23 protein-coding genes are annotated in these 22,977 nt (G+C 72.2%); 7 read left to right on the forward strand and 16 right to left on the reverse strand.

The window, feature by feature from the left end; translation table 11 throughout:
• Positions 1–16: 16 nt before the first annotated feature.
• Both ABEA82_RS25580 and ABEA82_RS25585 read right to left on the reverse strand, forming a co-directional pair.
• Entirely contained in the window at positions 17–2,125 is a 2,109-nt protein-coding gene (locus ABEA82_RS25580; RefSeq protein WP_345664000.1) for a ricin-type beta-trefoil lectin domain protein, read from the reverse strand.
• 197 nt (positions 2,126–2,322) lie between these two features.
• A complete protein-coding gene (locus ABEA82_RS25585; protein WP_345664001.1) occupies positions 2,323–3,324 on the reverse strand; it encodes a helix-turn-helix domain-containing protein in 1,002 nt (333 codons plus the stop codon).
• 65 nt (positions 3,325–3,389) lie between these two features.
• On the opposite strand from ABEA82_RS25585, the gene ABEA82_RS25590 reads away from it, so the two are divergent.
• Positions 3,390–4,229 carry a phytanoyl-CoA dioxygenase family protein gene (locus ABEA82_RS25590; protein ID WP_345664002.1) on the forward strand — a complete coding sequence of 280 codons (840 nt, stop codon included), beginning with the start codon at positions 3,390–3,392 and terminating at the stop codon, positions 4,227–4,229.
• Between the two features lie 23 nt (positions 4,230–4,252).
• Here ABEA82_RS25590 and ABEA82_RS25595 read toward each other — a convergent pair whose 3' ends face one another.
• From ABEA82_RS25595 to ABEA82_RS25610, 4 genes are all read right to left on the reverse strand, one after another.
• A complete protein-coding gene (locus tag ABEA82_RS25595) occupies positions 4,253–5,221 on the reverse strand; it encodes an aldo/keto reductase (RefSeq protein WP_345664003.1) in 969 nt (322 codons plus the stop codon).
• Positions 5,222–5,307: 86 nt separating this feature from the next.
• Positions 5,308–5,844 carry a flavoprotein gene (locus ABEA82_RS25600; RefSeq protein WP_345664004.1) on the reverse strand — a complete coding sequence of 179 codons (537 nt, stop codon included), beginning with the start codon at positions 5,842–5,844 and terminating at the stop codon, positions 5,308–5,310.
• 48 nt (positions 5,845–5,892) lie between these two features.
• Complete coding sequence (locus tag ABEA82_RS25605; RefSeq protein ID WP_003994870.1) at positions 5,893–6,093, reverse strand: ferredoxin; 201 nt, start codon at positions 6,091–6,093, stop codon at positions 5,893–5,895.
• 13 nt (positions 6,094–6,106) lie between these two features.
• Positions 6,107–7,303 (reverse strand): cytochrome P450, encoded by a 1,197-nt coding sequence (locus tag ABEA82_RS25610; RefSeq protein ID WP_345664005.1) that lies wholly within the window; start codon positions 7,301–7,303, stop codon positions 6,107–6,109.
• Positions 7,304–7,655: 352 nt separating this feature from the next.
• Here ABEA82_RS25610 and ABEA82_RS25615 point away from each other — a divergent pair, with 352 nt between their 5' ends.
• Positions 7,656–8,288: a LysE family transporter gene (locus ABEA82_RS25615; RefSeq protein ID WP_345664006.1), complete on the forward strand. Its 633-nt coding sequence runs from the start codon at positions 7,656–7,658 to the stop codon at positions 8,286–8,288.
• An 83-nt stretch (positions 8,289–8,371) separates the two neighbouring features.
• Positions 8,372–8,821 (forward strand): nitroreductase family deazaflavin-dependent oxidoreductase, encoded by a 450-nt coding sequence (locus ABEA82_RS25620; protein ID WP_345664007.1) that lies wholly within the window; start codon positions 8,372–8,374, stop codon positions 8,819–8,821.
• Between the two features lie 121 nt (positions 8,822–8,942).
• Here ABEA82_RS25620 and ABEA82_RS25625 read toward each other — a convergent pair whose 3' ends face one another.
• Positions 8,943–9,863 (reverse strand): cation diffusion facilitator family transporter, encoded by a 921-nt coding sequence (locus ABEA82_RS25625; protein WP_423653794.1) that lies wholly within the window; start codon positions 9,861–9,863, stop codon positions 8,943–8,945.
• Positions 9,864–10,002: 139 nt separating this feature from the next.
• Between ABEA82_RS25625 and ABEA82_RS25630 the strand changes: the two genes are divergently transcribed.
• Together ABEA82_RS25630 and ABEA82_RS25635 are read left to right on the forward strand one after the other, a co-directional pair.
• Positions 10,003–11,028, forward strand: coding sequence for a glutathione S-transferase family protein (locus ABEA82_RS25630; RefSeq protein WP_345664009.1), 1,026 nt, complete (start codon positions 10,003–10,005; stop codon positions 11,026–11,028).
• A gap of 39 nt (positions 11,029–11,067) precedes the next feature.
• The gene (locus ABEA82_RS25635; RefSeq protein ID WP_003994864.1) at positions 11,068–11,364 is read left to right on the forward strand and encodes a DUF4235 domain-containing protein; all 297 of its coding nucleotides are present in this window, start codon (positions 11,068–11,070) and stop codon (positions 11,362–11,364) included.
• A gap of 169 nt (positions 11,365–11,533) precedes the next feature.
• Here ABEA82_RS25635 and ABEA82_RS25640 read toward each other — a convergent pair whose 3' ends face one another.
• Positions 11,534–11,926: a VOC family protein gene (locus tag ABEA82_RS25640; protein ID WP_345664010.1), complete on the reverse strand. Its 393-nt coding sequence runs from the start codon at positions 11,924–11,926 to the stop codon at positions 11,534–11,536.
• Between the two features lie 411 nt (positions 11,927–12,337).
• On the opposite strand from ABEA82_RS25640, the gene ABEA82_RS25645 reads away from it, so the two are divergent.
• Positions 12,338–13,369 carry a 7-epi-alpha-eudesmol synthase gene (locus ABEA82_RS25645; RefSeq protein ID WP_345664011.1) on the forward strand — a complete coding sequence of 344 codons (1,032 nt, stop codon included), beginning with the start codon at positions 12,338–12,340 and terminating at the stop codon, positions 13,367–13,369.
• 55 nt (positions 13,370–13,424) lie between these two features.
• Here the strand turns inward: ABEA82_RS25645 and ABEA82_RS25650 are convergent, their stop codons facing one another.
• The 6 genes from ABEA82_RS25650 to ABEA82_RS25675 form a co-directional block, all read right to left on the reverse strand.
• Complete coding sequence (locus ABEA82_RS25650; RefSeq protein WP_345664012.1) at positions 13,425–14,675, reverse strand: cytochrome P450; 1,251 nt, start codon at positions 14,673–14,675, stop codon at positions 13,425–13,427.
• Positions 14,672–15,277, reverse strand: coding sequence for a GTP-binding protein (locus ABEA82_RS25655; protein ID WP_345664013.1), 606 nt, complete (start codon positions 15,275–15,277; stop codon positions 14,672–14,674). Before ABEA82_RS25655 ends, ABEA82_RS25650 begins: the two co-directional genes overlap by 4 nt.
• On the reverse strand, positions 15,258–15,632 hold the full coding sequence (locus tag ABEA82_RS25660; protein ID WP_345664014.1) for a DUF742 domain-containing protein: 375 nt from the start codon (positions 15,630–15,632) through the stop codon (positions 15,258–15,260). Before ABEA82_RS25660 ends, ABEA82_RS25655 begins: the two co-directional genes overlap by 20 nt.
• Entirely contained in the window at positions 15,629–16,039 is a 411-nt protein-coding gene (locus ABEA82_RS25665) for a roadblock/LC7 domain-containing protein (protein WP_003994857.1), read from the reverse strand. Before ABEA82_RS25665 ends, ABEA82_RS25660 begins: the two co-directional genes overlap by 4 nt.
• A 5-nt stretch (positions 16,040–16,044) precedes the next feature.
• Positions 16,045–17,772 carry an ATP-binding protein gene (locus ABEA82_RS25670; RefSeq protein WP_345664015.1) on the reverse strand — a complete coding sequence of 576 codons (1,728 nt, stop codon included), beginning with the start codon at positions 17,770–17,772 and terminating at the stop codon, positions 16,045–16,047.
• A gap of 239 nt (positions 17,773–18,011) precedes the next feature.
• Complete coding sequence (locus tag ABEA82_RS25675) at positions 18,012–18,956, reverse strand: GlxA family transcriptional regulator (RefSeq protein WP_345664016.1); 945 nt, start codon at positions 18,954–18,956, stop codon at positions 18,012–18,014.
• 71 nt (positions 18,957–19,027) lie between these two features.
• Here ABEA82_RS25675 and ABEA82_RS25680 point away from each other — a divergent pair, with 71 nt between their 5' ends.
• Positions 19,028–19,978, forward strand: coding sequence for an NADP-dependent oxidoreductase (locus ABEA82_RS25680; protein ID WP_345664017.1), 951 nt, complete (start codon positions 19,028–19,030; stop codon positions 19,976–19,978).
• Positions 19,979–20,305: 327 nt separating this feature from the next.
• Here ABEA82_RS25680 and ABEA82_RS25685 read toward each other — a convergent pair whose 3' ends face one another.
• On the reverse strand, positions 20,306–21,412 hold the full coding sequence (locus ABEA82_RS25685) for an NAD(P)-dependent alcohol dehydrogenase (protein ID WP_345664018.1): 1,107 nt from the start codon (positions 21,410–21,412) through the stop codon (positions 20,306–20,308).
• A gap of 22 nt (positions 21,413–21,434) precedes the next feature.
• On the reverse strand, positions 21,435–22,889 hold the full coding sequence (locus ABEA82_RS25690) for an aldehyde dehydrogenase family protein (protein WP_345664019.1): 1,455 nt from the start codon (positions 22,887–22,889) through the stop codon (positions 21,435–21,437).
• Between the last annotated feature and the right edge of the window lie 88 nt (positions 22,890–22,977).

Below are 22,977 nucleotides of genomic sequence, written 5' to 3' on the forward strand. Positions count from 1 at the left end.
GGCCGGGGGCGTCCGGTCAGCGGCGGCCGCCTCCGCCGTACCCGTACCCGTAGCCGCCGCCGTAGCCCGGGTAACCGTCGCCGTAGCCCGGGTAGCCGTCGCCGTAGCCGGGGTGGCCGTACCGGCCGTCTCCGTCGCAGTAGTAGCCGTAGCAGGCCGCATGGGTGGGGGCGGCGCTGGTCGCCGTCGGTTCCGGGGTGACCGAGGGGGAGGCGGACGGGGTCGGCTTCGGCTCGGGCCTCGTCGCGGTCGGGGTGGGGGTCGGCGTCGGGCGCGCGGCCGGGACGGCGGCGTCCCAGTTGACGGCCTCCATCTGGAGGTCGGTCTTGGATGTGTCGATGACCCAGCGCTGCGCCTCGTCGTCCGCGCGTGCCTTGAGGACCAGGGCTCCCGAGCCGTCGGTCGCGGCCGGGGCCAGGGCGAGGTCCTGATCCCGGCGGGGCACCAGGGCACCCTGGAGGGTGAAGTCGTAGCGGACGTTCGCGGTGTCCGGCTGGGACGCGCCCGTACAGGGGGCCAGCCGCACCGAGTAGCCGAGACGCGAGTCCAGGCACAGGCCGGGGGCGGCACCGTTGCGCAGCAGCCCGTCGGTCTCGTACGTCCACTGCTGGTCGGTGGCCGAGGAGCACGTGGTGAGCTCGGCCTCCGCGCCGCCTACGGCCTTCCTTCCCGCGAGGCCGACGCACAGGCCCGAGGCGAGGTTGTGCAGCCGGCCGCGCAGGGCACCCTTCCCCGCCTCGCCCGCCCCGACCCAGGACGGGTCGCGGCTCGGCTCGCCCGCGTCGGCGCCGGGCGCCCCGGACGGCCGGTCCGTGCCGCCCCGTGAGGTGCCCTCGCCCGAGTTGCCGATGGACCACAGGACGAGCGGGAGGACGACCAGGCCGCTGACGGTCAGGATGCCCACGGTGAGATTGCGACGCCGGGCGGCGCGGCGGGCCGCCTTCTGGGCGGCTCTTCGGCCCGCCGCGCGGGGGCCCGCGGTGCGTCGGCCGGGGGCGAGCCCCTGGGCGGGCGGGGCGTCGGGCGCGACGGCGTCGGGTGCGGCCGGGAAACCGTCGTCGGCGTCCGCAACGGACCGGGCCGACGTCTCCTCTCCGTCCGCGGGCGGGGTCGGCGCGACCCCCGTGTCGGCGGGGTCGGTGAACGACTCCCCGACCAGGCCCGCGAGGGCGACGGGGTCCGGGAAGTCCGCACGCGCCGCACCGGCCGGGGCCGTGAAGGCCTCACCGCCCGCGCCCCCGGGCAGTCCGGTCGTCTCCGCGCGGGGCTCCTGCTCGTCGGTGGTCTGTCCGGCGGCGCTCTCCCGGCTCTCCGTGTACTCGCGCCCGCCCCAGCCCAGCACCGCCTCCGCCAGGGCGACACCGAGCCCGTGATTGAACCGGTCGAGCTGGTCGGCGGCGGCGCCGCAGTCTCGGCAGCCCTCGATATGCGCGCGTAGATCCGGGTCGACGTCGAGGCCGCCCCGCCGGTACGTCACGTCGAGCAGGCGCAGATAACGCCGGCACTCCTCGTCGGGGGCGAGTTCGCGGTGCAGTTGGAGGCACTCCTCGCGCAGCCGGGCACGGGCCCGGCCCAGTTCGACGCGCGCGCCCTCCTCGTCCAGGCCGAGCAACCCGGCGGGCTCGACGAGTGGTTCGGCCTCGACCTCGACGTGCCACAGCAGGCAGCGGGCGGACTGGGGCAGCCGCTGGAAGGCGCCGGACAGCAGGCGCCGGTGCCGGGGCGGCAGCAGCCGGGCGGCCACCCGTTCCCCCTCGCCGGCTCCGGACACCAGATCCGGGTGGAGCATCTCGTGTCGGTGGTCGGTGGCCCACTCGGCGGTGATGCGCCGTACCGTGACGAGCAGATGGGGCCGCCAGGCGGAGGTCGGGCCGTTCTGGCGCAGCGTCTCGCCGAAGATCCGGGTGAACGCGGCGGTCGTGAGGATCCCGGCGGAGCGCGGGCCGTCGGTGCACAGCCGGGCGTAGGCGAAGGCCGCCTCCCAGTGCCGGTCCAGCAGTTCGCCGACGGGGTGAAGCGCGGGGGTCGCCCCCGTCCACTTCCTGAGCTCGGCGCTCAGTTGCTCGTCCGTCGCGCCGAACCCGGGGGCCGAAGCCTGGGAATTCGATCGGCCTGGGTCATCCACGGCTGCATTCCTCTCAAGGACATGGGGAATAAAGTCCATACCAAGGGGTATGCCGGCACAGCGGCCTCGCGCACACGAAAGAAAGGCGTGTCGTCCGCACGCCGACAGGGCACACCTTTGCACAGGTCAGCGGCAGGGAACAAGAGATCTTGCGGTTTCGTGCTTTACGTACGCGACCGACGCCTTTTGACAAAATGTCAATCAGTGAGCGGAAAGGGATTTCCGTGCCGTGCAATTGGTTTTGGCGGTACGTTTTCGCCCGTTCTCGACGCGATCTGGAAACCATTGCCCTGTACGGCGGTGCGGTACGCGCCGGGCGGTGTGCCGTAGCGCTCGCGGAAGACACGGTTGAAGTGGAACGGGCTGGCGAACCCGGAGGCCGCGGCCACGCGTGCCACGGCCAGGTCGGTGCCCTCCAGCAGCCGCGCCGCGTGGCGCAGCCGTGCCTCGCGCAGGGCTCGCATGGGCGACCGGCCGAGTTGCCTGCTGAACAGGTGGGCGAAGCGGGAGGGCGACAGGGCGACGCCCTCGGCGAGCGAGCGGACGGTGTGCGGGGCGCCCGGGTCGGCGTCGATCAGCTCCTGGGCCCGGCGGATCCGTGGGTCGAGGCCGGGGCGGGGCGCGGCGGGGCGGGCACCGGTGGCGAGCAGGATCACCTCCTCCAGTGCGCACAGGGCCAGTTCGCGGGCGGCGCTGCCGTGCGCGACGGCGATCTGCCCGTCCGGGGGCCCCACGTCGGGCGGCGCCCCGGTCCCGGTCCAGCGGGCGTCGGCGTGCATCCGCCGGAACGCCGTCTCGACGCGGCCGTGCACTCCCGGGGCGGACGTGACCACGTACAGCCCGTCGCCGGCGTGGTACGGGCGCAGCCACGCCGCCCACGACGTGCGGGCCTGGCAGTGCGCCCACCAGAACCGCCAGTGCCGGTCGCCGGGCCGGGTCGTGTAACCGTGCGGCGTGCCCGGGGCGAGCACCACCAGATGGCCCGCGCCGGCCGAGGTCTCCGCTCCGCCCTGCCACAGCCGTCCCCCGCCCGACATGGTCCAGGTGAACAGCCAGCTCGCCGATCCGCGGGGCCGGCCCACGGCATAGCCGGGAGGCTGGTCGAAGTGGCCGGTCACCACCAGGCCGGGCGGCGGAGCGGGCGCCCCGGCGTCCTCGGGCCCGGCAGTGCCGGGCAATCCGTCAGCACGCACGGGCATCCCCCTCGGGCACTCGACGGCTTAGCGTGTCGTACCGGCACCACACCTGACCGAGGAGTGCGCTGATGACAGTCACGGGCAACGGCGCCGCCGGCGCTCCCATCCTGGACCCCGCGGTGCTCCGCCGGTACCGGGAGGGGTTCGAGGAGGACGGTTTCACCGTCGTCCGCGGGCTCTTCGGGACCGACGAGACCGAGCGGCTGTGCGGCGAGTTCGCGGCGCTGCACGCGGGCGGCCGGGTCCCCGGGCACTTCGAGCCCCGCGCGTCCGGCCCGGACGCCGACCCGCTGCACGTGTGGCCGCGGGTGATGCACCCTCACGAGATCAACGGCCTCGCCCGCGACGTCCTGCTGGACGCCCGGCTGCGTACGGTTCTGGAGACGCTCCTCGGGGAGGAGACCCTGGCCGCGCAGAGCATGTTCTACTTCAAGCCGCCGGGGGCCCGGGGCCAGGCGTTGCACCAGGACAACTTCTATCTGCGGGTGGAGCCGGGCACCTGTGTGGCCGCGTGGCTGGCCTGCGACGTGATCGACCGGGAGAACGGCGGGCTGGAGGTCGTGCCGGGCACGCACCGGATGGACGTGTTCTGTCCGGAGGAGGCGGACGCGGGGGTGTCCTTCGCCCGGGAGTACGTTCCGCCGCCGCCGGGTCTGGCCCCGGTGCCGGTGGACATGGAGCCGGGGGACGTCCTGTTCTTCAACGGCAGTCTGGTGCACGGGTCGCAGCCGAACCGTTCCGGCGACCGGTTCCGGCGGTCGTTCATCGGGCACTACGTGGGGCGGTCGGCCGAGCGCATCGGGAAGTTCTACCGGACGCTGACGATGAGCGGGGCGCGGGTGTCTCTGCCGGAGAGTGAGGGGGCGGGGCCCTGCGGGACGGAGTTCGCGCCGCGGGGGCCCCACTGATCGGCTGAGAAAAGCGGGGCGTGTCAGTGCCCCGCGATGGGATGGGGCGTGTAGGGACGCTCCAGTTCCTCGAGCTCCTTGTCCGTCAGCCGGAGTTCCACGGCTGCCACCGCGTCCTCCAGATGCCGGGGCTTGGAGGCTCCGACGACCGGGGCCGTCACCGTGGACTGGTGGAGCAGCCAGGCCAGGGCCACCTGGGCGCGGGGGACGTCGCGGTCGGTGGCGATGCGGGTGACCGCCTCGACGATGGTGCGGTCGCCCTCCTGGTACAGGTTGCTGCCGAAGGTGTCGGTGGCGCTGCGCTCGGTCGTGGTGTCCCAGTCGCGGGTGAGGCGGCCGCGGGCGAGCGGGCTCCAGGGCAGTACGCCGACACCCTGGTCCGCGCAGAGGGGGAGCATCTCGCGCTCCTCCTCGCGGTAGATGAGGTTGTAGTGGTTCTGCATCGACGCGAAGCGCGTCCAGCCGTTCAGCCGCGCGGTGTACTGCATCTTGGAGAACTGCCAGGCGTACATGGAACTCGCCCCGATGTAGCGGACCTTGCCCGCCTTGACGACGTCGTGCAGGGCCTCCATCGTCTCCTCGACCGGGGTGTGCGGGTCGAAGCGGTGGATCTGGTAGAGGTCGACGTAGTCAGTGCCGAGGCGGGTGAGGCTCCGGTCGAGCTCGGTCATGATCGCCTTGCGGGACAGTCCGCCGCCGTTGGGCCCGGGGTGCATCGGGTAGTACACCTTCGTCGCGAGCACGATCTCGTCCCGGCGGGCGAAGTCGCGCAGGGCCCGGCCGACGATCTCCTCGCTGGTGCCGTCGGAGTAGGCGTTCGCCGTGTCGAAGAAGTTGATCCCCGCCTCGACCGCCTGGCGGATCAGCGGCCGCGAGGCCTCCTCGGTGAGGGTCCACTCGTGCCGGCCCCGGTCCGGCAGGCCGTAGGTCATGCACCCCAGACAGATCCGCGAGACGTCCAGACCCGTCGAACCGAGCTTCACGTACTGCATCGTTGCTGCTCCTGCCTTCGGGAGGGTTTCCACTGGGAGCGTACGTGCTCGTGTGCGCTCGAAGGCGGGCCGTGCACGGCCGGGCGTCAGCCGCGTTCGAGCAGGTCCAGTGCCCGTTCCCAGCCGAACTCCGGGCGTGCGCCGTCGTCCGACGGCTCTCCGGTGTACGGCTCCCCGAACCGCACGCCCATGCCCCGCAGCCGTTCGAGGCTGTCCCGGTAGGCGGGGTGGGCGGCCAGCGCGTCGGCCACGCAGGGCAGGACGGCGATCGGCACTCCGAGGCCCGCCGCCTCGCAGAGGGTGCCCAGCGCGAGGGTGTCGGCGATCCCCGCCGCCCACTTGTTGACGGTGTTGAAGGTGGCGGGCGCGACGACCACGGCATCGGGCGCCGGGAAGGGGCGCGGCTCGGCCGGGGTACGCCAGGCGGACCGGATCGGACGGCCCGTCTGGGCTTCGACCGCCGCGGTGTCGAAGAAGCCGTTCATGGCGACGGGCGTCGCGATGACCCCGGTCTCCCAGTCCCGCTCCTGCGCGGCGGTGATCAGTTTGCTCACGTCCGCGGCGATGCCGGCGGCACAGACGACGACGTAGAGGAAGGGTTTCCGGGCGGCCTGTTCGGTCATCCCGGAAACCCTAGCGACTTCTTCGAGCCCGCCGGACGTGAGATCGCGTCAGCTCACGGTCTCCGACACGGTGATGGCGCTCACCGGGCAGGCACGGGCCGCCTCCCGCACCAGCGGGCTGCCGCCGCCGTCCTCCCGGCCCGGCAGCAGGGCGCTGATGCCGTCGTCGTCCTGGGTGAACACGTCCGGTGCGGTCAGGGCGCACTGGCCCGCGCCGATGCAGACGTCCTTGTCGATGTCGATGTCCATGGGAGGAAGCCTCTTACCAAGTCACGGGGAGTTCCAGCATCCCCTGGATCGTGTCGCCCGGCTTGAAGGGAATCTCCTCGGCCGGGGCGGCCAGACGCAGGGTGGGCAGCCGGTCGAAGAGGGTGCGCAGGGCGATCTCCAGCTCGGCGCGGGCGAGGTTCTGCCCGAGGCACTGGTGGATGCCGAAGCCGAACGCGACGTGGTGCCGGGCGGAGCGGTTGAAGTCGAGCGTGTCCGGGTCGGGGTAGACCGTCTCGTCGCGGTTGATGACGGACGTCGCGAACACCACACCGTCACCCTTGCGGATCGTCGTCCCGGCCACGTCGATGTCCTCGACGGCGAGGCGGAGCAGGCCGTCCGCGATCGACAGCATCCGCATCAGTTCCTCGACCGCGGCCGGCACCAGTCCCGGGTCGGCGCGCAGCTCGGCGAGCCGCTCGGGGTGCTGGAGCAGGGTGAAGGTGCCGAGCGAGATCATGTTGGCGGTCGTCTCGTGGCCCGCGACCAGCAGGATGAGCGCCATGGCGATCAGGCCCTCGCGGTCCAGCGTGCCGTCGCTCAGCTGCCGCTGGACCAGGTCGTCCAGCAGGCCGGTGCCGGGCGCCTCGCGCTTGCGGTCGATCAGTTCGCCGAAGAACTCCTCCAGCCGGTCCCGGGCGTCCAGCACGTCGGCGGTCCCCGGGCCGCGCAGCAGCCGTCGCGACTGGGTCTCGAAGAACTCGTGGTCGGCGTACGGGACGCCGAGCAGGGCGCAGATCACCATGGACGGCACGGGCAGTGCGAAGGCGCTCACCAGATCGGCGGGCGGGCCTTGGGCGATCATCGCATCGAGCCGTTCGTCCACGATCTGCTGGATGCGGGGGCGCAGTTCGACGGCCCGCTTGAGGGTGAAGTCCCCGACGACCATCCGCCGCTGGACGCGGTGCTCGGGGTCGTCGACGCCCAGCAGGGCCGTCCTGCGTTTGCGGGCCCCGGCGAATCTGGCGGTGGGGGCAGGGAAGCCGGGCTGGTCGCGGTTGGAGGACAGGCGCGGGTCGGCGAGCAGTGCGCGGGCCGTGGCGTGCCCGCTGACCAGCCAGGCCTCGCGGCCGTCGAAGAGCGAGATGCGCGTCAGGGGGCGCTCGGTGCGCAGCGGCTCGTAGGCGGCGGGCGGGTGGTAGGGGCAGGTCCGGCTCTGAGGGAAGGCGACGGGTGCGGTCGTGTCCGGCATGAAGACCTCGCAGACGAAGTGTGCGTCGTGCCGATCTTCATTAGATGCCCCAGGCACCTAAGGGGCGACGCAAAGTTCGGCCACATTGGTGGTGACGCGCAGGTTGGCCGAGGAGCGCCGTCTTCCCGTTCGAACGGCAGGGGTGCGCGGCCGACTTCCGGGGTGGGGCGGGCGGCGGCTCGGGGCGGGCGCGCCGGCGCGGGGGCGAAATCCGGTTGCCGGTGGGACGGGACAGCCCCCAGGATCCAGCCATGCCTCCGTTCGATGGTCACCTGCCGCTGTCCGCCGCCGCTCCCGCCGCGCGCCGACAGCAGCGGCCCGGCCGCCGTGGAGGGCCGACGCCGCCACGCGCATGACGGCCGCGCTCCTGGCCGGGCTGCTCGCCGGCTACGGCATCGCCGTCCCGGTCGGCGCGGTCGGGACCTACCTCGTCTCCCTCACCGCCCGTACGTCCCTGCGCACCGGTGTCTGTGCCGCGCTCGGCGTCGCCACCGCCGACGGTCTGTACGCCCTCGCGGCCACGCTCGGGGGGACGGCCCTGGCCGGGGCGCTGCGGCCGGTGCTCGGACCGCTGCGGTGGGTCTGTGTGCTGGTGCTGCTCGGGCTGGCGGCGTGGGGTGCGGCCGGCGCGGTGCGCGAGTACCGCGGCCACCGGCCCGCCACGCGCGGGGCCCCCGCTCCCCCGGGTCCGGCCCGGGCCTACCTCGGCCTGCTCGGCGTCACTCTGCTCAACCCCACCACCGTGATCTACTTCGCCGCGCTGGTGCTCGGCTCGCGGGCCACGGGCCCGGCCGGTGCCCTGGAACAGGGCGTGTTCGTCGTGGCCGCCTTCGCCGCGTCCGCGAGCTGGCAGGTGCTGCTGGCCGGGAGCGGCGCTCTGCTGGGCCGGGCGCTGACCGGCCGTCGGGGGCGGCCGGCGACAGCGCTGGTGGCGAGTGGGGTGATGACGGCGCTGGCCGTGCGGATGGCGGTGGCGCCGGGGTGAGGTGCGCGGCCGGATGTTTTCCGGGGGTACCGGTGTTGGAAAGGGTGCCAGTCAGTTTCCGGACGCGAGATGGGACGGATGCCATGCCTCTCGAGGGCGAGTACGAGCCCAGCCCGACGCAGTGGGTGCGCAGGCAGGTGGAACTGTACGAGAGCTCCGGCGGTACGGAGGGGACGACCCTCCAGGGCTCGAAGATGCCGGTGGTGCTGCTGACCTCCAGGGGCGCCAAGAGCGGCAAGCTCCGCAAGACACCGGTGATGCGGGTGGAACACGAAGGACGCTACGCCGCGGTCGCCTCCCTCGGCGGCGCGCCCCAGCACCCCGTCTGGTACTTCAACCTCAAGGCCGACCCGCACGTGGAGCTCCAGGACGGCCCGGTCAAGCAGGACATGACCGCCCGTGAGATCACGGGCCAGGAGAAGGCGGAGTGGTGGGAACGCGCCGTCGCGGCGTATCCGCCGTACGCCGACTACCAGAAGAAGACGGACCGGGAGATCCCGGTGTTCGTCCTGGAGCCGGCCGAGGGCGGGTGACACAGGGAAGACCGGGACTGCCCGGGAGGCCGGTGGGTCGGCCCCCGGGGCAGTGGTGGGCCTGGTCGAAAATTTCTTTCTCCGGGGGTGCATGAACCGCCGGAGGTGGGGCACGCGAAGGTCAGGCCCCGCCGCGCTCCCCCGTCGCGGCGGGGCTTTCCGCTGCCTCGCACGCCGGGCGGTCGGTGACGTCGAGGAAGATCTGGTCGGCCTCGGGGACCGTACGGGCGATGGAGCGCTTGATGCGGACGGCGACCTCCTCCACCCGCTCGCTGTCCAGGCCGGGCACCAGGTCCACACGGGCGGCCACGAGGGCGGTGTCGAGCCCCGTCTTCATCGTGAAGAGCGCCTCCACGCTGTCGATCTCGGGCTGCGCCCGCAGCAGCGACCGGATCCGCCCGCTCGCCTCCGGGTCGGCCGCCTCACCGATCAGCTGGTCCCGGGCGTCACGGCCCAGCCGGAACGCGACGTAGACCAGCAGCACGCCGATCGCGAGGGAGGCCGCCGCCTCCCACACGACCTGACCGGTGACCATGTGCAGTGCCATGCCCACGATGGCCAGCGAGACGCCGAGCACCGCCGTGCCGTCCTCGGCGACGACCGTACGCAGGGCCGGATCCCGCATCCCGGCACCCGTGCCGCCCTGCCGGCGCACCTGGTACAGCGCGCGCAGCAAGGACGCGCCCTCCGCGAGGAGGGCGATGCCGAGCACGATCAAGCCGGCCACATAGCCGCTCAGTTCCTCCTCCGCTCCGCTGGCCAGGGCTTCGAAGCCCTGGAAGAACGAGAAACAGCCGCCCATGACAAAGATGCCGACGGCCGCGAGGAGCGACCAGAAGAACCGCTCCTTGCCGTAGCCGAAGGGATGGCGCCGGTCGGCGGGGCGGCGGCTGCGCCGCAGGGCGGCCAGCAGAAACACCTCGTTCAGGCTGTCGGCCACCGAATGGGCGGCCTCCGACAGCAATGCGGGTGAACCCGCGAGCAGTCCGCCGACGGCCTTGGCGACCGCGATCACCAGGTTGGCCGCGAGGGCCACCAGCACGGTGACGCGTGTCCTTCGATCAGATCCTTCTCCACTCACCCCCGCCGATTGCCCCGGTCGGCGGTGCTCACACCGTGCCGTCCGCGGAAAACGGGGAACGCGTTCACCAGGGCACACGTACGGCAAGGAGGTCACCCCCATGAGCCGCGACGACGGCGACGACGGCAACAGTGCCTACGGAAGGAGGGCGTTCAAGCGGTCCAAGGCGCATTTCACGGACCGGATCACGGCGGACGGCCGGGACGGCTGGCCGGTGGAGGCCGGCCGCTATCGCCTGGTCGTCAGCCGTGCCTGCCCGTGGGCGAGCCGGTCGCTGGTCTCCCGGCGGCTGCTCGGCCTGGAGGACGCGCTGTCCCTGGCCGTCGCCGACCCGATCCAGGACGACCGCAGCTGGCGCTTCACGCTGGACGAGGACGGCCGCGACCCGGTCCTCGGGATCCGCTACCTGGCGGAGGCCTACGACCGGCGGGAGAAGGACTATCCGGGTGGTGTCAGCGTCCCGGCGATCGTGGACGTGCCCAGCGGGAAGCTGGTGACCAACGACTACCAGCAGCTGACGCTCGATCTCGCGACCGAGTGGACGGCCCTGCACCGAGACGGGGCGCCCGACCTGTACCCGCGCGAGCACCGCGACGAGATCGACGAGGTGATGGCGGACGTCTACGAGGACGTCAACAACGGCGTGTACCGGGCGGGATTCGCCACAGAGCAGGAGGAGTACGAGGCCGCCTGCGCGGGCGTGTTCCGGCGCCTGGAGCTGCTCGCGGGGCGGCTTGAACGGCAGCGGTATCTCGTCGGCGACACCATCACCGAGGCGGACATCCGGCTGTTCACCACGCTGGTCCGCTTCGACGCGGTCTACCACGGCCACTTCAAGTGCAACCGCTGGAAGCTGGCGGAGAACCGGGTGCTGTGGGGGTACGTCCGTGACCTGTACCAGACGCCCGGCTTCGGCGACACCGTCGACTTCGACCACATCAAGCGGCACTACTACCAGGTGCACACGGGCATCAACCCGACCCGCGTCGTGCCCCTGGGACCGGACCTGTCCGGCTGGCTCGTCCCGCACCACCGCGAGGAGCTGGGCGGCCGGCCGTTCGGCGACGGCACACCACCCGGGCCGGTCCGCCCCGAGGAGCGGATCCCGGCCGCGGGCACACCCTGACCACCACGAGGCACCCCCTCACCGACCTAGGAGATCCACGTGGCCAAGAAGAAGAAACTGCCCCTCGCCTACCAGCCCCTCGGGTTCGTGCTGGGCTGGTCGAGCGGCTGGCTGGCCGGGCTCGCCTTCCGCAAGACATGGATGGCGATCCGGCACGAGGAGGACGCCCCCGACGCCCTGGACCAGGACCGCGGCTGGGGAGAGATCCTGCTGGCCGCCGCGGTCCAGGGCGCCATCTTCGCCGTGGTGCGCAGCGCCGTGGACCGCGCCGGCGCCAAGGCCATCGAGCGCTCGACGGGTACGTGGCCGGCCGGCGACAAGGGCGGCCGCGACTGACGGCGGCCCGGTCCCGCCCGGCCTGTGCGGCCGGGCGGGACCGGCCTGGTCACAGGGGCCCGCTCAGCCGTCCACCTCGTACATCCGCCGGAACTCGATGACCTCCTCGTAGGAGGCCACAGGCCCACCCGCTTGGCCGGCTCGACGTTCAACCGGGCCGCCGTCGCCGTCAGCCCTGCTTGGGCGCGGTCGGTGGGGTGCGGCGCAGCGTGAAGGAGTGGCCGGCCGGGTCGGCGTAGCCGCGCTCCTCCCAGGGTCCCGAGGCGTCCTTCGCCTCCAGGGGCCGTCCGCCGAGGCTGACGACCCGGCGTTCCACCGCGTCGAGGTCGTCCACCACGAACTCCAGATGCGCCTGGAGCGAGTTCTCGGGGCGGGGCCAGCTGGGCGGGGTGGCGTTGACGTCCCGGCGCAGCGCGATGCGGAAGCCGTCGGCGGTCCTGATCTCCACCCGGTTGGCGGTCGCGTCCGCCTCCTCCCCTTCCAGCAGTTCCTTGTAGAACACGGCGAGTTTCTCGGGCTCGGCACAGTCGAGCACCAGGACACCCGCATTCACCAGGGCCATGTCTCCTCCGCAGGATCCCGGCCGCGGGACGGTGGTGCCCCGCGGCCCTGTACCTTGCGGATATCCCGGCCCGGCGAATTCAGTCGGGCCGTCAACCACCGTGTGTCGCACATGAGTTCGCGGCCGTCCAGCTCGTCGGCCTCCCGCCGGGTCGAGGACGACGGGACGAGGTACGGGGGGGCGGCCGGTGCCGGGTGAGGGAGGAGGGAGTGTACGCAGCTCAAGCGCTTTCGGCAGTAACGGAGATCACGGCAGTGTCACGGAATGGCTTATTCCCGCCTTGGGCAGCCTCGTACCGCTTCTCGGTTCAACGTTCGGGCCGCGAAGCCGAGTTCGAGTGTGCGGGCGGTTCCGCCACCGTTCGTTCGCAGGGGCGGGGGGCTCTGCGGTCCGTCTCCCGAAAGGAAGCACATGCCTCAGGACGTCCGGTTCGACCTGCCCTTCGAAACCCCCGTCAGCAAGCACCTGGAGTCCGCCCGGGCACGCCATCTGCGCTGGGTGTGGGAGATGCGCCTGGTCCACAGTCGGGAGGGGTTCGAGGAGTACAGGTCCTGGGATCTGCCCCAGGCCGCCGCCCGCACCTACCCCCACGCGTCGGCGGACGACATGGTCGTCCTGATGAACTGGTTCTCCCTGGCCTTCCTCTTCGACGACCAGTTCGATGCCGGTCGGCCCGACCGCGCCGACCGGATAGCCGAGGTCGCGCGGGAGCTGATCGTCACTCCCCTGCGGCCGGCCGGAACCCCGCCCCGGGTGGCCTGCCCGATCACCCTCGCCTGGACGGAGGTGTGGAAACATCTCTCGCATGGCATGTCCTTGACATGGCAGTCGCGCTTCGCGGCCTCCTGGGGGCGGTTCCTGGAGGCGCACTGCGAGGAGGTCGACCTGGCCGCCCGGGGGCTGGAGGGGACGCTGGGCCTGAGCGAGTTCACCGAGTTCCGCCGCCGTACGGTCGGCATCCACCACAGCATCGACGCGGGCGAGCGCAGTCGCGGCTTCGAGGTACCCGCTCAGGCGATGGCGCATCCGGTGATGGAGCGGATGCGTGACCTGGCCGCCGACACCATCGGATTCATGAACGACATCCACTCCTTCGAACGGGAGAAGCGCCGAGGCGACGGCCACAACCTCATCGCCGTGCTGCGCCGGGAGCGGGGCTGCTCGTGGCAGGAGGCCACCGACGAGGCGTACCGCATGACGATCGCGCGTCTCGACGAGTACCTCGAACTCCAGGCGCGCGTCCCGGAGATGTGCGACGAACTCCGCCTCGACGAGGCGCAGCGGGACGGGGTGCGGATGGGTGTGGAGGCGATCCAGCACTGGATCAACGGCAACTACGAGTGGGCGCTGACCAGTGGCCGCTACGCGGCCGCGAAGGAGGGCGCCGTCGCCACGGCCGAACTCGCCGGGCGGGGCTCGGTGGACGACCTGCTGACGGTCTGACCCGACGGCGGTGCGGTGCCCGGCCCCGGTCCGGCCGGGCACCGCCGTCGTACGGCTACGCGGGGAACTCGACCGGCAGGCTGTCCAGCCTGGACTCCCAGGTGGAGGCGGTCGAGGTGAGCTCCTCCGGGGGAACGGCCAGGGTCAGACCCGGCAGGCGGTGCAGCAGGACGTCCACGGCGATCTCGATGATGGACTGGCCGATGCCCTGCCCGGGGCACTCGTGCGGTCCGGAACTGAACGCCAGGTGGGCCTGGTTGCCCTGGACCGAGACGTCGGTGTCCGGCCGGATCTCGGGGTCGACGTTGCCCGCGGCGAGGCCCAGCACCAGCAGGTCGCCCTCCTGGATCTGGTGGCCGCCGAGCTCCAGGTCGCCGGCGGCGAACCGGCCCGGCAGCACGGCCAGCGGAGGGCTGTTCCACATGACCTCCTCCACCACGGCCGAGACGTTCAGCTGCCCGCTGATCAATCCCGAGAGCCGGGCGGTGTCCGTGAGGATCAGCTGGAGGACCCGGGCCAGCAGGTTGCTGGTCGTGGTGTGCGCGGCGATCAGCACGAGGCGCAGATGGCTGACCACCTCCTCCTCGTCGAGACCGGCCCCGTGCCCCAGCAGGGCGGTGGTGAAGTCACCGCCGGGTTCGGTCCGCTTGCGCTCGGCGAGTGCGCCGAGGATCGTCACGATGCGGTCGTTGTGCGCGAGGGCGTCCTCACCGCCCTTGAGGACCTGGGCGCAGGACTCGACCAGGTCCCGGCCCTCCCCCTCGGGGAGCCCGAGGATGCGGGAGAGGACGAGCATCGGCAGGTAGTCGGCGTAGTCCGTCACGAGGTCGGCGCGTCCGGTGGCCGCGAACGCGTCGATCTGCTTGTTCGCGAAGTGGGTCGCGTGGCGCCGGATGCCCCGGACCGCGGCGGCCTGGAGTCCGTCGGTGACGGCGGACCGCAGCCTGCGGTGCGGTTCACCGTCCTGGGACACGCAGTCCGGCCGCCAGCCCAGCATCGGGATCAGGGGCGAGGTCTCCTCCACGCGCCCCTCCGTCCAGTCCCGCCAGATGCGGGCGTCCCTGCTGAACTGGCGAGGGTTGTCGAGCACGCGCCGCGTGTCGCGGTAGCCGAGGACCAGCCAGGCGGGCACGTCGCCCTCCAGCAGCACGGGGGCGACCGAGCCGTGTTCCTTGCGCAGCCGTTCGTAGATGCTGCCCGGGTCGGTCGCCGCCTCCGGTCCGTAGAGCCGGGTCAGTTCGGCGGCGTGGTGCGCGACGGGGCAGCCGCGCGGTGCCTGGAGGGGGCTTTCGGGCTGATCGTTCATCGGGGCTCCAGGGCCACGGCCGAGCGTTCCTTGAGGTGGTGGATCAGGGCGACCAGGACGTCACGGCTGGAGGCCCGGTCGCGGGCGTCGAAGGCTATGACGGGGGTGTGTTCGGGGATGTCCAGGGCGTCCCGGATCTCCTCGACCGGGTAGTTGCTGGAGTCGGGGAAGACGTTCAGGGCGACGACGAAGGGCACGTCCTGACGCTCCATCTCCTCGATCGCCCGGAAACTGGACTCCAGACGGCGGGTGTCCACCAGGACGATCGCACCGAGCGCCCCCTTGAACAGCCCGTTCCACAGGAACCAGAACCGCTCCTGGCCGGGTGTGCCGAACAGGTACAGCACCAGGCTCTCGTTGATGCCGATCTTGCCGAAGTCCAGGCTGACGGTGGTCTGCGTCTTGTCGGCGACGCCGATGAGACGGTCGACGTCGGCGCTGGCCTGGGTGAGTGTCTCCTCGGTGGTGAGCGGCTTGATGTCGCTGACCGACCGGACCATGGTGGTCTTCCCGGTGCCGAACCCGCCGGCGATCATCACCTTCACCGAGCGGGTGTCCCCGGCCGCCCGCCCTCCGGGTTGGTCAAAGCCTTTCAAGTCCACTGAGTACCTCCTCAAGGAGCGCGAGGTCGGGCCCGCGGCCGGCGGCGTCGTGTGCCGGAATGGGATTGCGGGCTTCGACGCGACCTGCGTCCAGCAGGTCCGACAGCAGCACCGCGAGAATGTTGAAGGGCAACCCGAGGTGAGCGCCGAGTTCGGCGACGGACAGCGGATCGCGGCAGCGCCTGAGGATCTCCTCGTGCTCGTGCTGCATTCCCGGTAAGGGGGCGGCGCGGGCGAGGACGAGAGTCGCCACGTCGAGGCTCGACGCCGAACCGCCCGGTCCGCTGCGTCCTCCGGTGAGGACGTAGTAGCGCTCGAGACCGGACGGGTCCGACGGTCTGCGGGGAGCACTCATCCAGAGTGCTCCTCCAGGCGCGGAGTGGTGCCGAGGAGCTCACCCATCCTGCGGGCCAGGTCCCGCATCTGGTGCCCGAGCAGGCCCTGGTCGAGGCCTTCCCTGGCGAGGACACCGAGGTACGTCTCCACACCGGCGCGGACGACGAAGAGGTGCCCGCCGTCGACCTCGATCATCGCCAGGCGCAGCTGGCCGGCGTACTTGGGGAACTGCTCGGCGACCGGCTGGGCCAGGGCCTGCAAGCCTGCCACCACGGCGGCGAAGCGGTCGACGTCGTCGGGGTCTTCGGCGCCGTAGGAGGTGATGGCCTTGCCGTCGCTGGAGGCCACGAGGGCGAAGCGGATCTCCTGGATGCTCTCGACGAGATCGCGGAGCGCCCAGCTCACATCTGTTCCTTGCTGCGTCATGAGGACTAGTCGCTCTCTTCGGTGCGGTGCTCGGTGGACTCGCGTCCGGCGGGGGTGGCGCGGTCGTCGTCCTCCCGGGAGGCCCCCGCGGCGTCGCGTCCGGCGGTGGCGAAGGCGGCGAGACCTGAGAAGGAGGCGTCCGGCGGGACGGCGGAGACGGTGCTCCGGTCGGGCCGCTCGGCCGGGCGGGGTTCGGCCGTCTCGTTCCGCTTGCTGCGGCGCCGGGGCAGTCCGCCGGGCGTGGTCTCCACAGCGGCGGCTGCGGCCGGTGCCGGCGCGGTGGCCGTCTCCCGGGGGGCCGGGGCGGCCGCCGCGGTGCGGGCCTCCGGGGCGGCCGCTGCCGGGGTGGTGGCGGCGGGCGCGGGCAGGGGGCTGAAGTACTTGTGCGGAACCACGATCACCACGGAGGTACCGAGCCAGGGCGAGTCCGCGAAGGTGACGCGGATGCCGTAGCGGCGGGCGAGGGCGCCGACGACGCGCAGACCGATGCTGGCGTCCTCGGTGATACCGCCGAGGCCCGCGCCGGGCGCGGTGCCCGCGAGGGCGTGTTCGGCCTCGCGCTTCTTCTCCTCGCTCAGGCCCTTGCCGGAGTCCTGGATCTCGATGCCGACGCCGTTGGGAACCTCCTTGCCGGAGATGAGCACCGGTTCGGTGGGCGGCGAGTAGCGGGCCGCGTTGTCCAGGAGGTGGGAGAAGATCAGCGTGAGGTGGTCCACGAGGCCGCCGTCGACGCCGAGTTCGGGCAGGTGGCGCACCTGGACGCGGTGGAAGTCCTTGATCCGGCCGATGCCGCCGCGCACCACGCTGAGCAGCCGCTGCGGCTCCTGCCACTGGCGCCCCGGGCGGTCCGAGCCGCCGAGCACGCCGATGCTCGCCGCGAGGGAGTCGGCGGGGCCGAGCTCCTGGTCGAGCTCCATCAGACCGCGGGCGACGGCCGGCAGCCTGCCGTGCTCGCCCTGCATCTCGTGCAGACGGCCGCGGAGCTTGCTGGTCAGGACGTGGATGCGGTTGCCGATGCTGATGACGGCCTGCTCGGCGGTGGTCGAGCGGTCGAACTCCGCCTCGAGGCCGATCAGGGCCGTGCGCAGCAGCTTGCGCAGTTCGGCCTGGAGGTCGGCACTGACCTTCGCGCACTGGTTGACCGTGGGCAGGACGTCGTCGATGGCCTCGCCGGAGCGCAGTTTGGCCATCGCGTCGGGCAGTTGCTCGTCGGCGAGCCGGGTGACGGCGGCGAGCTGGTGGGACAGCTGCTCCTGCCAGACCTCGGCCTGGTCGGCGAGCTGGGCCTCGTAGGAGGTGGCCTGCTCGGTCAGCCGTTCCTCATAGGCGCGGGACGTGTCGGCGAGCTGCGTCTCGTACGAGGCGCTCTGGTCGGCGAGGCGTCGCTCGTAGGCCGCGTTCTGCTCGGCGAGCTGGGACTCCAGGGTGGCGCGCTCGGCGGAGAACTTCCTTTCCAGGCCCGCCACATGCTGCTGCCACTGCTGGTTGTGCTCGGCCTGCGTGGAACGGAAGGTGCCCTCCGTCCGGTGCAGTTGGGCCCGGGTACGCAACAACAGGCGTACGCACACGGCGCCGGCCGCCGTCGCCGCGACACCGGCGACGGCCGTGGATATCCGGTCCGAGCTCATGAACGTGGCGGCAACGGTCCCGCCGCCCAAGCCCAGCGGCATCAACCACCAGCTGTACCAGGCGACAGGGGCCCGCGCCGCCGGTGGCGGAGTGGCGAGTTCCATCTGCATCCTTCGAAGCAACACGATCGAACAGGGGGGGTGGACCGCACTCATGAGTACGCACCGCGAGCCGACCGGACGCGATCGCGTCAACTCGCAGCGCCGATCGGAACCCTATCGGGTTTGAACCCAAGAGGATCAACCTCGCCACCTGCCGGAGGTGAGGGTTCCGTCACGCTCCGCCAGGCGGTGACAGATCGACAAATGGCTTTGCTGGCCTGAGGAGTTGGCCGGGCAGCAGGTCAGCGGGCGGTCTGGAACGTGCGGCGGTAGGCCTGGGGGGAGACCCCGATCGCCGCGGTCAGGTGCTGGCGCAGCGAGGCGCCGGTCGCGAAGCCGACCCGGCCGGCGATCTGGTCGACGGTGAGGTCGCTGGACTCCAGCAGATGGCGGGCCCGGGCGACCCGCTGCTGGATCAGCCAGCGGCCGGGGCTGAGACCCACCTCGTCGTTGAAGCGGCGGGCGAAGGTACGCCGGCTCATCCGGGCGTGAGAGGCGAGGTCGGTCAGGGTGAGCGGTTCGCCGAGGCGTTCCAGGGCCCAGGCGCGGGTGGCCGCGGTACTCGCGGCGCCCTGTTCGGGGACGGGCTGTTCGATGTACTGGGCCTGGCCGCCGTCCCGGAACGGCGGGACCACGCAGCGGCGGGCGACGGTGTTGGCGAGCCGGCTGCCGTGGTCCTTGCGGACGAGGTGCAGGCATACGTCGACGCCGGATGCGGCCCCGGCGGAGGTGAGGTACGGGTGGTCGTCGACGAACAGCACGTCCGGGTCGAGGTCGACGTGCGGGAACATGCGACGGAAGCGGTCGGCGACCTGCCAGTGGGTGGTCGCCCGGCGCCCGTCGAGGAGTCCGGCGGCGGCGAGGACGAAGGCGCCGGTGCAGATGGAGACGATGCGGGTCCCGGGGCGGATGTGCGTGAGCGCGGCCAGGACGTCGCCGGGGACCTCGTCGCTGAGGTGGGCGGGCGCGACGGGCGCGATCACCACGGTGTCGGCCGTGGCCAGGGCCTCGGGGCCGTGCTCCACGGTGACGCCGAAGTCCGCGTTCGTGCGCACCGGGAGGCCGTCGACGGAGCACGTCAGGACCTCGTAGCGGCCGTCGGCGGCCCCGAGGATCCGGCTGGGGATGCCCAGCTCGAAGGGGTACACACCGTCCAGGGCCAGGACCACCACTCGTTCACGTCGCATGGCACGATTCTATCGAAGGTTGGCAATCTTGCCATTGGCGGCCGGTGTCCGGACGGGCACGCTGGGACACCATGAGCACACAGCAGACGATGCGAGCCATCAGCCAGGACGTCCTCGGCGGCCCCGAGGTCCTGAAGGAAGTGGAGATCGAGCGCCCGGAACCGCGGCCGAACGAGGTACTGGTCCGGGTGCGGGCCGCCGGGGTCAACCCGACCGACTGGAAGCACCGCGCCACCGGCGGCTTTCTCGGGGAACCGCCCTTCGTCCTGGGCTGGGACGTCTCCGGGGTGGTGGCGGCGGTCGGCATCGGCGTCGCGGCGTTCGCGCCCGGTGACGAGGTGTTCGGCATGCTGCCGTATCCCTTCGGGCACGGCTCGCACGCCGAGTACGTCATCGCTCCGGCGCGAGCCCTGGCGCGCAAGCCGGCCGGGATCGACCACACCCAGGCGGGCGCGCTGCCGCTGGTCTCGCTGACCGCGTGGCAGGCGCTGACCGAGCACGCGGACGTCCGTCCCGGGCAGCGGGTGCTGATCCACGCCGCGGCGGGCGGGGTCGGGCACGTGGCGGTGCAGATCGCCAAGGAGCGCGGCGCGTACGTGATCGGCACGGCGAGCGCGGGCAAGCACGAGTTCCTGCGCGGGATCGGCGTGGACGAGACGATCGACTACCGCGAGACGGACTTCACCGAGGCCGTGAAGGACGTCGACGTCGTGCTGGACACGATCGGCGGCGACAACGCGCTGCGCTCGCTGCGCGTGCTGCGCCCGGGCGGTGTCGTGGTGTCGATCCTGCCGGTCGGTAAGGACGACTTCTACCAGGAGGCCGAGCGGCTGGGTGTGCGGGCGGTCCGGATGCTGGTCGACGCCGATCGTGCGGGCATGGAGGCGATCGCGTCGCTCGCGGAGGCGGGGAAGCTGCGTGCCACGATCGCCGGGACCTTCCCCCTGAACGCCGCGGCGGAGGCTCACGCCTCGGGCGACACCGGCCGGACGACGGGGAAGCTGGTGCTGCTGAACGACTGAGCCGTGCGCGGAGACGCGTCTCGTGGGGTGGTGGGTCGGGGCCGCGTCGGGGGGTGTCCGTCCTCGGAACGGCGCGACCAGGTCACCTACCGGCTCACTGGCGTCACACGCGCCGCCCACTGCGGGCGGACACCCCCCGACACGTCCCCTTCCGTGGCACGGCGGCTGCGAGCCGTCCTAGCTGCGGGCAGTCGTGCCGCTGGGGCGATGGGGGTCCCCCCCTGCTCGAGCGAAGCCGAGAGCTTGGGGGAGGGTGGGCGCAGCGGCACCTCGCTCCGCCGGGCTGCGCGCCCACCCGTCCCCGGCGGCAACGCCGAGAGCCTGGTGTCAGAACGTCAGCACCGGCTTGATCGCCTTGCCCGACCGCATGTCCTGCACCGCCCGGTCGATGTCCCCGAAGGGGTACGTGCTGATCAGGCGGTGCAGGGGCAGGCGGCCCTCCTGCACCAGGCGGACCAGGGCCGGGATCATGGTCTGCGTCTCGCTGTCGCCGAGAGTCAGTCCGACGATCCGCTTCCCGCCGAGGAGGCCGTTGACGTCCAGGGCCACCTCGGTGCCGAAGGGCGGGGCGCCGACGACGACCAGGGTGCCGCGCGCGGCGAGCGCGTCGACGCCCTGGCGCAGAACGCCGACGTTGCCCGTGCTCTCCACGACCCCGTCCGCGCCCCGGCCGCCCGTGATGCCGGTGAGGGCCTCGGCCAGGTCCGCCCGGCTCGTGTCGACGGTGTGCGTGGCGCCCAGCTCCGCCGCCAGGTCGAGGCGTTCGGCGACCCGGTCGACGGCGACGATCCTGGTGGCCGGCGTGAGGGCCGCCGCCATCACGGCCGACAGGCCGACCGCCCCCGCGCCCAGGACGACGACCGTGCTGCCCGTGTCCGGCTTCAGGACGTTCCACACGGCCCCCACGCCGGTCTGCACCCCGCAGCCCAGCGGGGCGACGGCCTCCAGCGGTACGTCCGGGTCGACCTTGACGAGGCTGCGCTCGTCGGCCAGCGCCCGCTCGGCGAAGGAGGACTGGCCGAAGAAGTGGCCGCCCAGGGCCTCGCCGTCCCTGCTGATGGTGTTCGAGCCGTCGGCGCGGCTGCCGCCGAGCAGGTTCAGCGGCAGCCAGGTCGCGCAGTAGGCGGGGTGTCCACCGCGACAGTTGCGGCAGTCGCCGCAGGAGGTGAAGGAGAGCAGGACGTGATCGCCGGGCGCGACGCCGGTGACGGCGGAGCCGACGGCCTCGACGACGCCCGCGCCCTCGTGGCCGAGGACACCGGGCAGCGGGAAGGGCAGTCCGCCGCTCGCCACGCCCAGGTCGGTGTGGCACAGGCCGGTGGCGACCATGCGGACCAGCGCCTCGTGCGGGCCGGGTTCGTCGAGGACGACGTCGGAGAGGGTGAAGGGCGCGCCGCCGGACTCGACGACCGCGGCACGGGTGGTGGTGGGCATCGCGGAACTCCTTGACGGGGGTTCAGTCGAGCGAGACGACGACGGACTTGACCTTGGTGTAACCGGCGAGGGCCTCGGGCCCGTACTCCCGGCCGTAGCCGGAGTCCTTCACGCCGCCGAAGGGCACCGCGGGGTCGAGCATCGCCCAGTCGTTGACCCAGACGATGCCGGTCTGGAGGCGGTCCGCGACCCGGTGCGCACGGGCGAGGCTGCCGGTCTGGACACCCGAGGCCAGGCCGTAGGGCGTGGAGTTGGCGAGGGCGACGGCCTCGTCCTCGTCGTCGAAGGGCTGCACGGTGAGGACCGGGCCGAAGATCTCCTCCTGGACGACCCGGGAGTCGTTCGACAGGTCGGCGATGACGGTGGGTTTGTAGTAGTAGCCGCCGTCCAGGTCGAGCCGCTCGCCGCCGCAGACGATCCGGGCGCCCTCCTTGCGGGCCAGGGCGACGTACTCCTCGACCTTCTTCAGGTGCTTCTCGGCCGCCATCGGGCCGATGACGGTGGCCGGGTCGCGCGGGTCGCCGACGGGCACGCCGGGCACGGCCTCGGCGAGGATGCCGAGCAGCGTCGGATACACCGAGCGGGCCACCAGCAGGCGCGGGCCGCCCATGCAGAACTGGCCGGTGTTGAAGACGAAGCCCTTGATGACCGCGCCGACCGCCTTCTCCAGGTCGGCGTCCTCGAAGACGATGTGGGCCGCGTTCCCGCCGAGTTCCATGGTGACGGGCTTGAGAGCCTCGCCCGCGACGCTCGCCACGTGCCGGCCGATCGCGGTGGAGCCGGTGAAGGCGACCTTGTCGACACCGCGGTGGCGCAGCAGCGCCTCACCGGCCACCGGGCCGCTTCCCGTCACGACGTTGACCACGCCGTCGGGCACGCCGGCCTCCTGGAGCAGTCCGGCCATGTACAGGGCGCTGAGCGGGGTCTCGTCGGCGGGCTTGTGGACGACGGTGTTGCCGGCCGCGAGCGCGGGGCCGAGCTTGGAGCCGGCGAGGATCAGCGGGAAGTTGAACGGGGTGATCGCGGCGACCACGCCGAGGGGCTCGCGCTTGGTGTAGGCGAGGGCGTTGAGGGGTGTGTCGCGCAGTGCGCCGTCCTGGCTCTGGGCGAGGTTCGCGAAGTACTCGTAGTCGTTGGCCGCGTTGGTGACGTCGACCGCGCCGCACAGCGTGATCGGCTTGCCGACGTCGAGGCTCTCCAGGGCGGCGAGGTCGTCGGCGTTCTCGCGGATCAACCGGGCGACGCGGTGCAGCACCCGGCCGCGCTCGCGACCGCTCAGACCGGACCAGGCGCCGTCGTCGAAGGCCTCGCGGGCGGCGCGTACGGCCGCGTCGACGTCGGCCGGTCCGGCCTCGGCGACGGTGGTGACGACCGTGCCCCGGGACGGGTCGACCACCTCGGTGCGCGCCCCGTCGGCGGCCTCGCGCCACTGTCCCCCGACGAACAGTTGCCCGGGTTCCCTCTCGAAGGTGGTCATCGCCGCTCCTCAGCATCGTCGCCAAGATTTCAACAAACAGGATTCCTGTTGGTTCGCAGTCTCGGTACAGACAGGTTTCCTGTCAATG

The sequence above is a fragment of the Streptomyces venetus genome (assembly GCF_039540295.1).
Classification (GTDB): domain Bacteria; phylum Actinomycetota; class Actinomycetes; order Streptomycetales; family Streptomycetaceae; genus Streptomyces; species Streptomyces venetus.

Bases quoted from the DNA above. Each gene is read 5' to 3' on its own strand.
- ABEA82_RS25585 (WP_345664001.1), bottom strand. From the start codon at position 3,324: ATGCCCGTGCGTGCTGACGGATTGCCCGGCACTGCCGGGCCCGAGGAC.
- ABEA82_RS25590 (WP_345664002.1), top strand. From the start codon at position 3,390: ATGACAGTCACGGGCAACGGCGCCGCCGGCGCTCCCATCCTGGACCCC.
- ABEA82_RS25595 (WP_345664003.1), bottom strand. From the start codon at position 5,221: ATGCAGTACGTGAAGCTCGGTTCGACGGGTCTGGACGTCTCGCGGATC.
- ABEA82_RS25600 (WP_345664004.1), bottom strand. From the start codon at position 5,844: ATGACCGAACAGGCCGCCCGGAAACCCTTCCTCTACGTCGTCGTCTGT.
- ABEA82_RS25605 (WP_003994870.1), bottom strand. From the start codon at position 6,093: ATGGACATCGACATCGACAAGGACGTCTGCATCGGCGCGGGCCAGTGC.
- ABEA82_RS25610 (WP_345664005.1), bottom strand. From the start codon at position 7,303: ATGCCGGACACGACCGCACCCGTCGCCTTCCCTCAGAGCCGGACCTGC.
- ABEA82_RS25615 (WP_345664006.1), top strand. From the start codon at position 7,656: ATGACGGCCGCGCTCCTGGCCGGGCTGCTCGCCGGCTACGGCATCGCC.
- ABEA82_RS25620 (WP_345664007.1), top strand. From the start codon at position 8,372: ATGCCTCTCGAGGGCGAGTACGAGCCCAGCCCGACGCAGTGGGTGCGC.
- ABEA82_RS25630 (WP_345664009.1), top strand. From the start codon at position 10,003: ATGAGCCGCGACGACGGCGACGACGGCAACAGTGCCTACGGAAGGAGG.
- ABEA82_RS25640 (WP_345664010.1), bottom strand. From the start codon at position 11,926: ATGGCCCTGGTGAATGCGGGTGTCCTGGTGCTCGACTGTGCCGAGCCC.
- ABEA82_RS25645 (WP_345664011.1), top strand. From the start codon at position 12,338: ATGCCTCAGGACGTCCGGTTCGACCTGCCCTTCGAAACCCCCGTCAGC.
- ABEA82_RS25650 (WP_345664012.1), bottom strand. From the start codon at position 14,675: ATGAACGATCAGCCCGAAAGCCCCCTCCAGGCACCGCGCGGCTGCCCC.
- ABEA82_RS25660 (WP_345664014.1), bottom strand. From the start codon at position 15,632: ATGAGTGCTCCCCGCAGACCGTCGGACCCGTCCGGTCTCGAGCGCTAC.
- ABEA82_RS25665 (WP_003994857.1), bottom strand. From the start codon at position 16,039: ATGACGCAGCAAGGAACAGATGTGAGCTGGGCGCTCCGCGATCTCGTC.
- ABEA82_RS25670 (WP_345664015.1), bottom strand. From the start codon at position 17,772: ATGGAACTCGCCACTCCGCCACCGGCGGCGCGGGCCCCTGTCGCCTGG.
- ABEA82_RS25675 (WP_345664016.1), bottom strand. From the start codon at position 18,956: ATGCGACGTGAACGAGTGGTGGTCCTGGCCCTGGACGGTGTGTACCCC.
- ABEA82_RS25680 (WP_345664017.1), top strand. From the start codon at position 19,028: ATGAGCACACAGCAGACGATGCGAGCCATCAGCCAGGACGTCCTCGGC.
- ABEA82_RS25685 (WP_345664018.1), bottom strand. From the start codon at position 21,412: ATGCCCACCACCACCCGTGCCGCGGTCGTCGAGTCCGGCGGCGCGCCC.
- ABEA82_RS25690 (WP_345664019.1), bottom strand. From the start codon at position 22,889: ATGACCACCTTCGAGAGGGAACCCGGGCAACTGTTCGTCGGGGGACAG.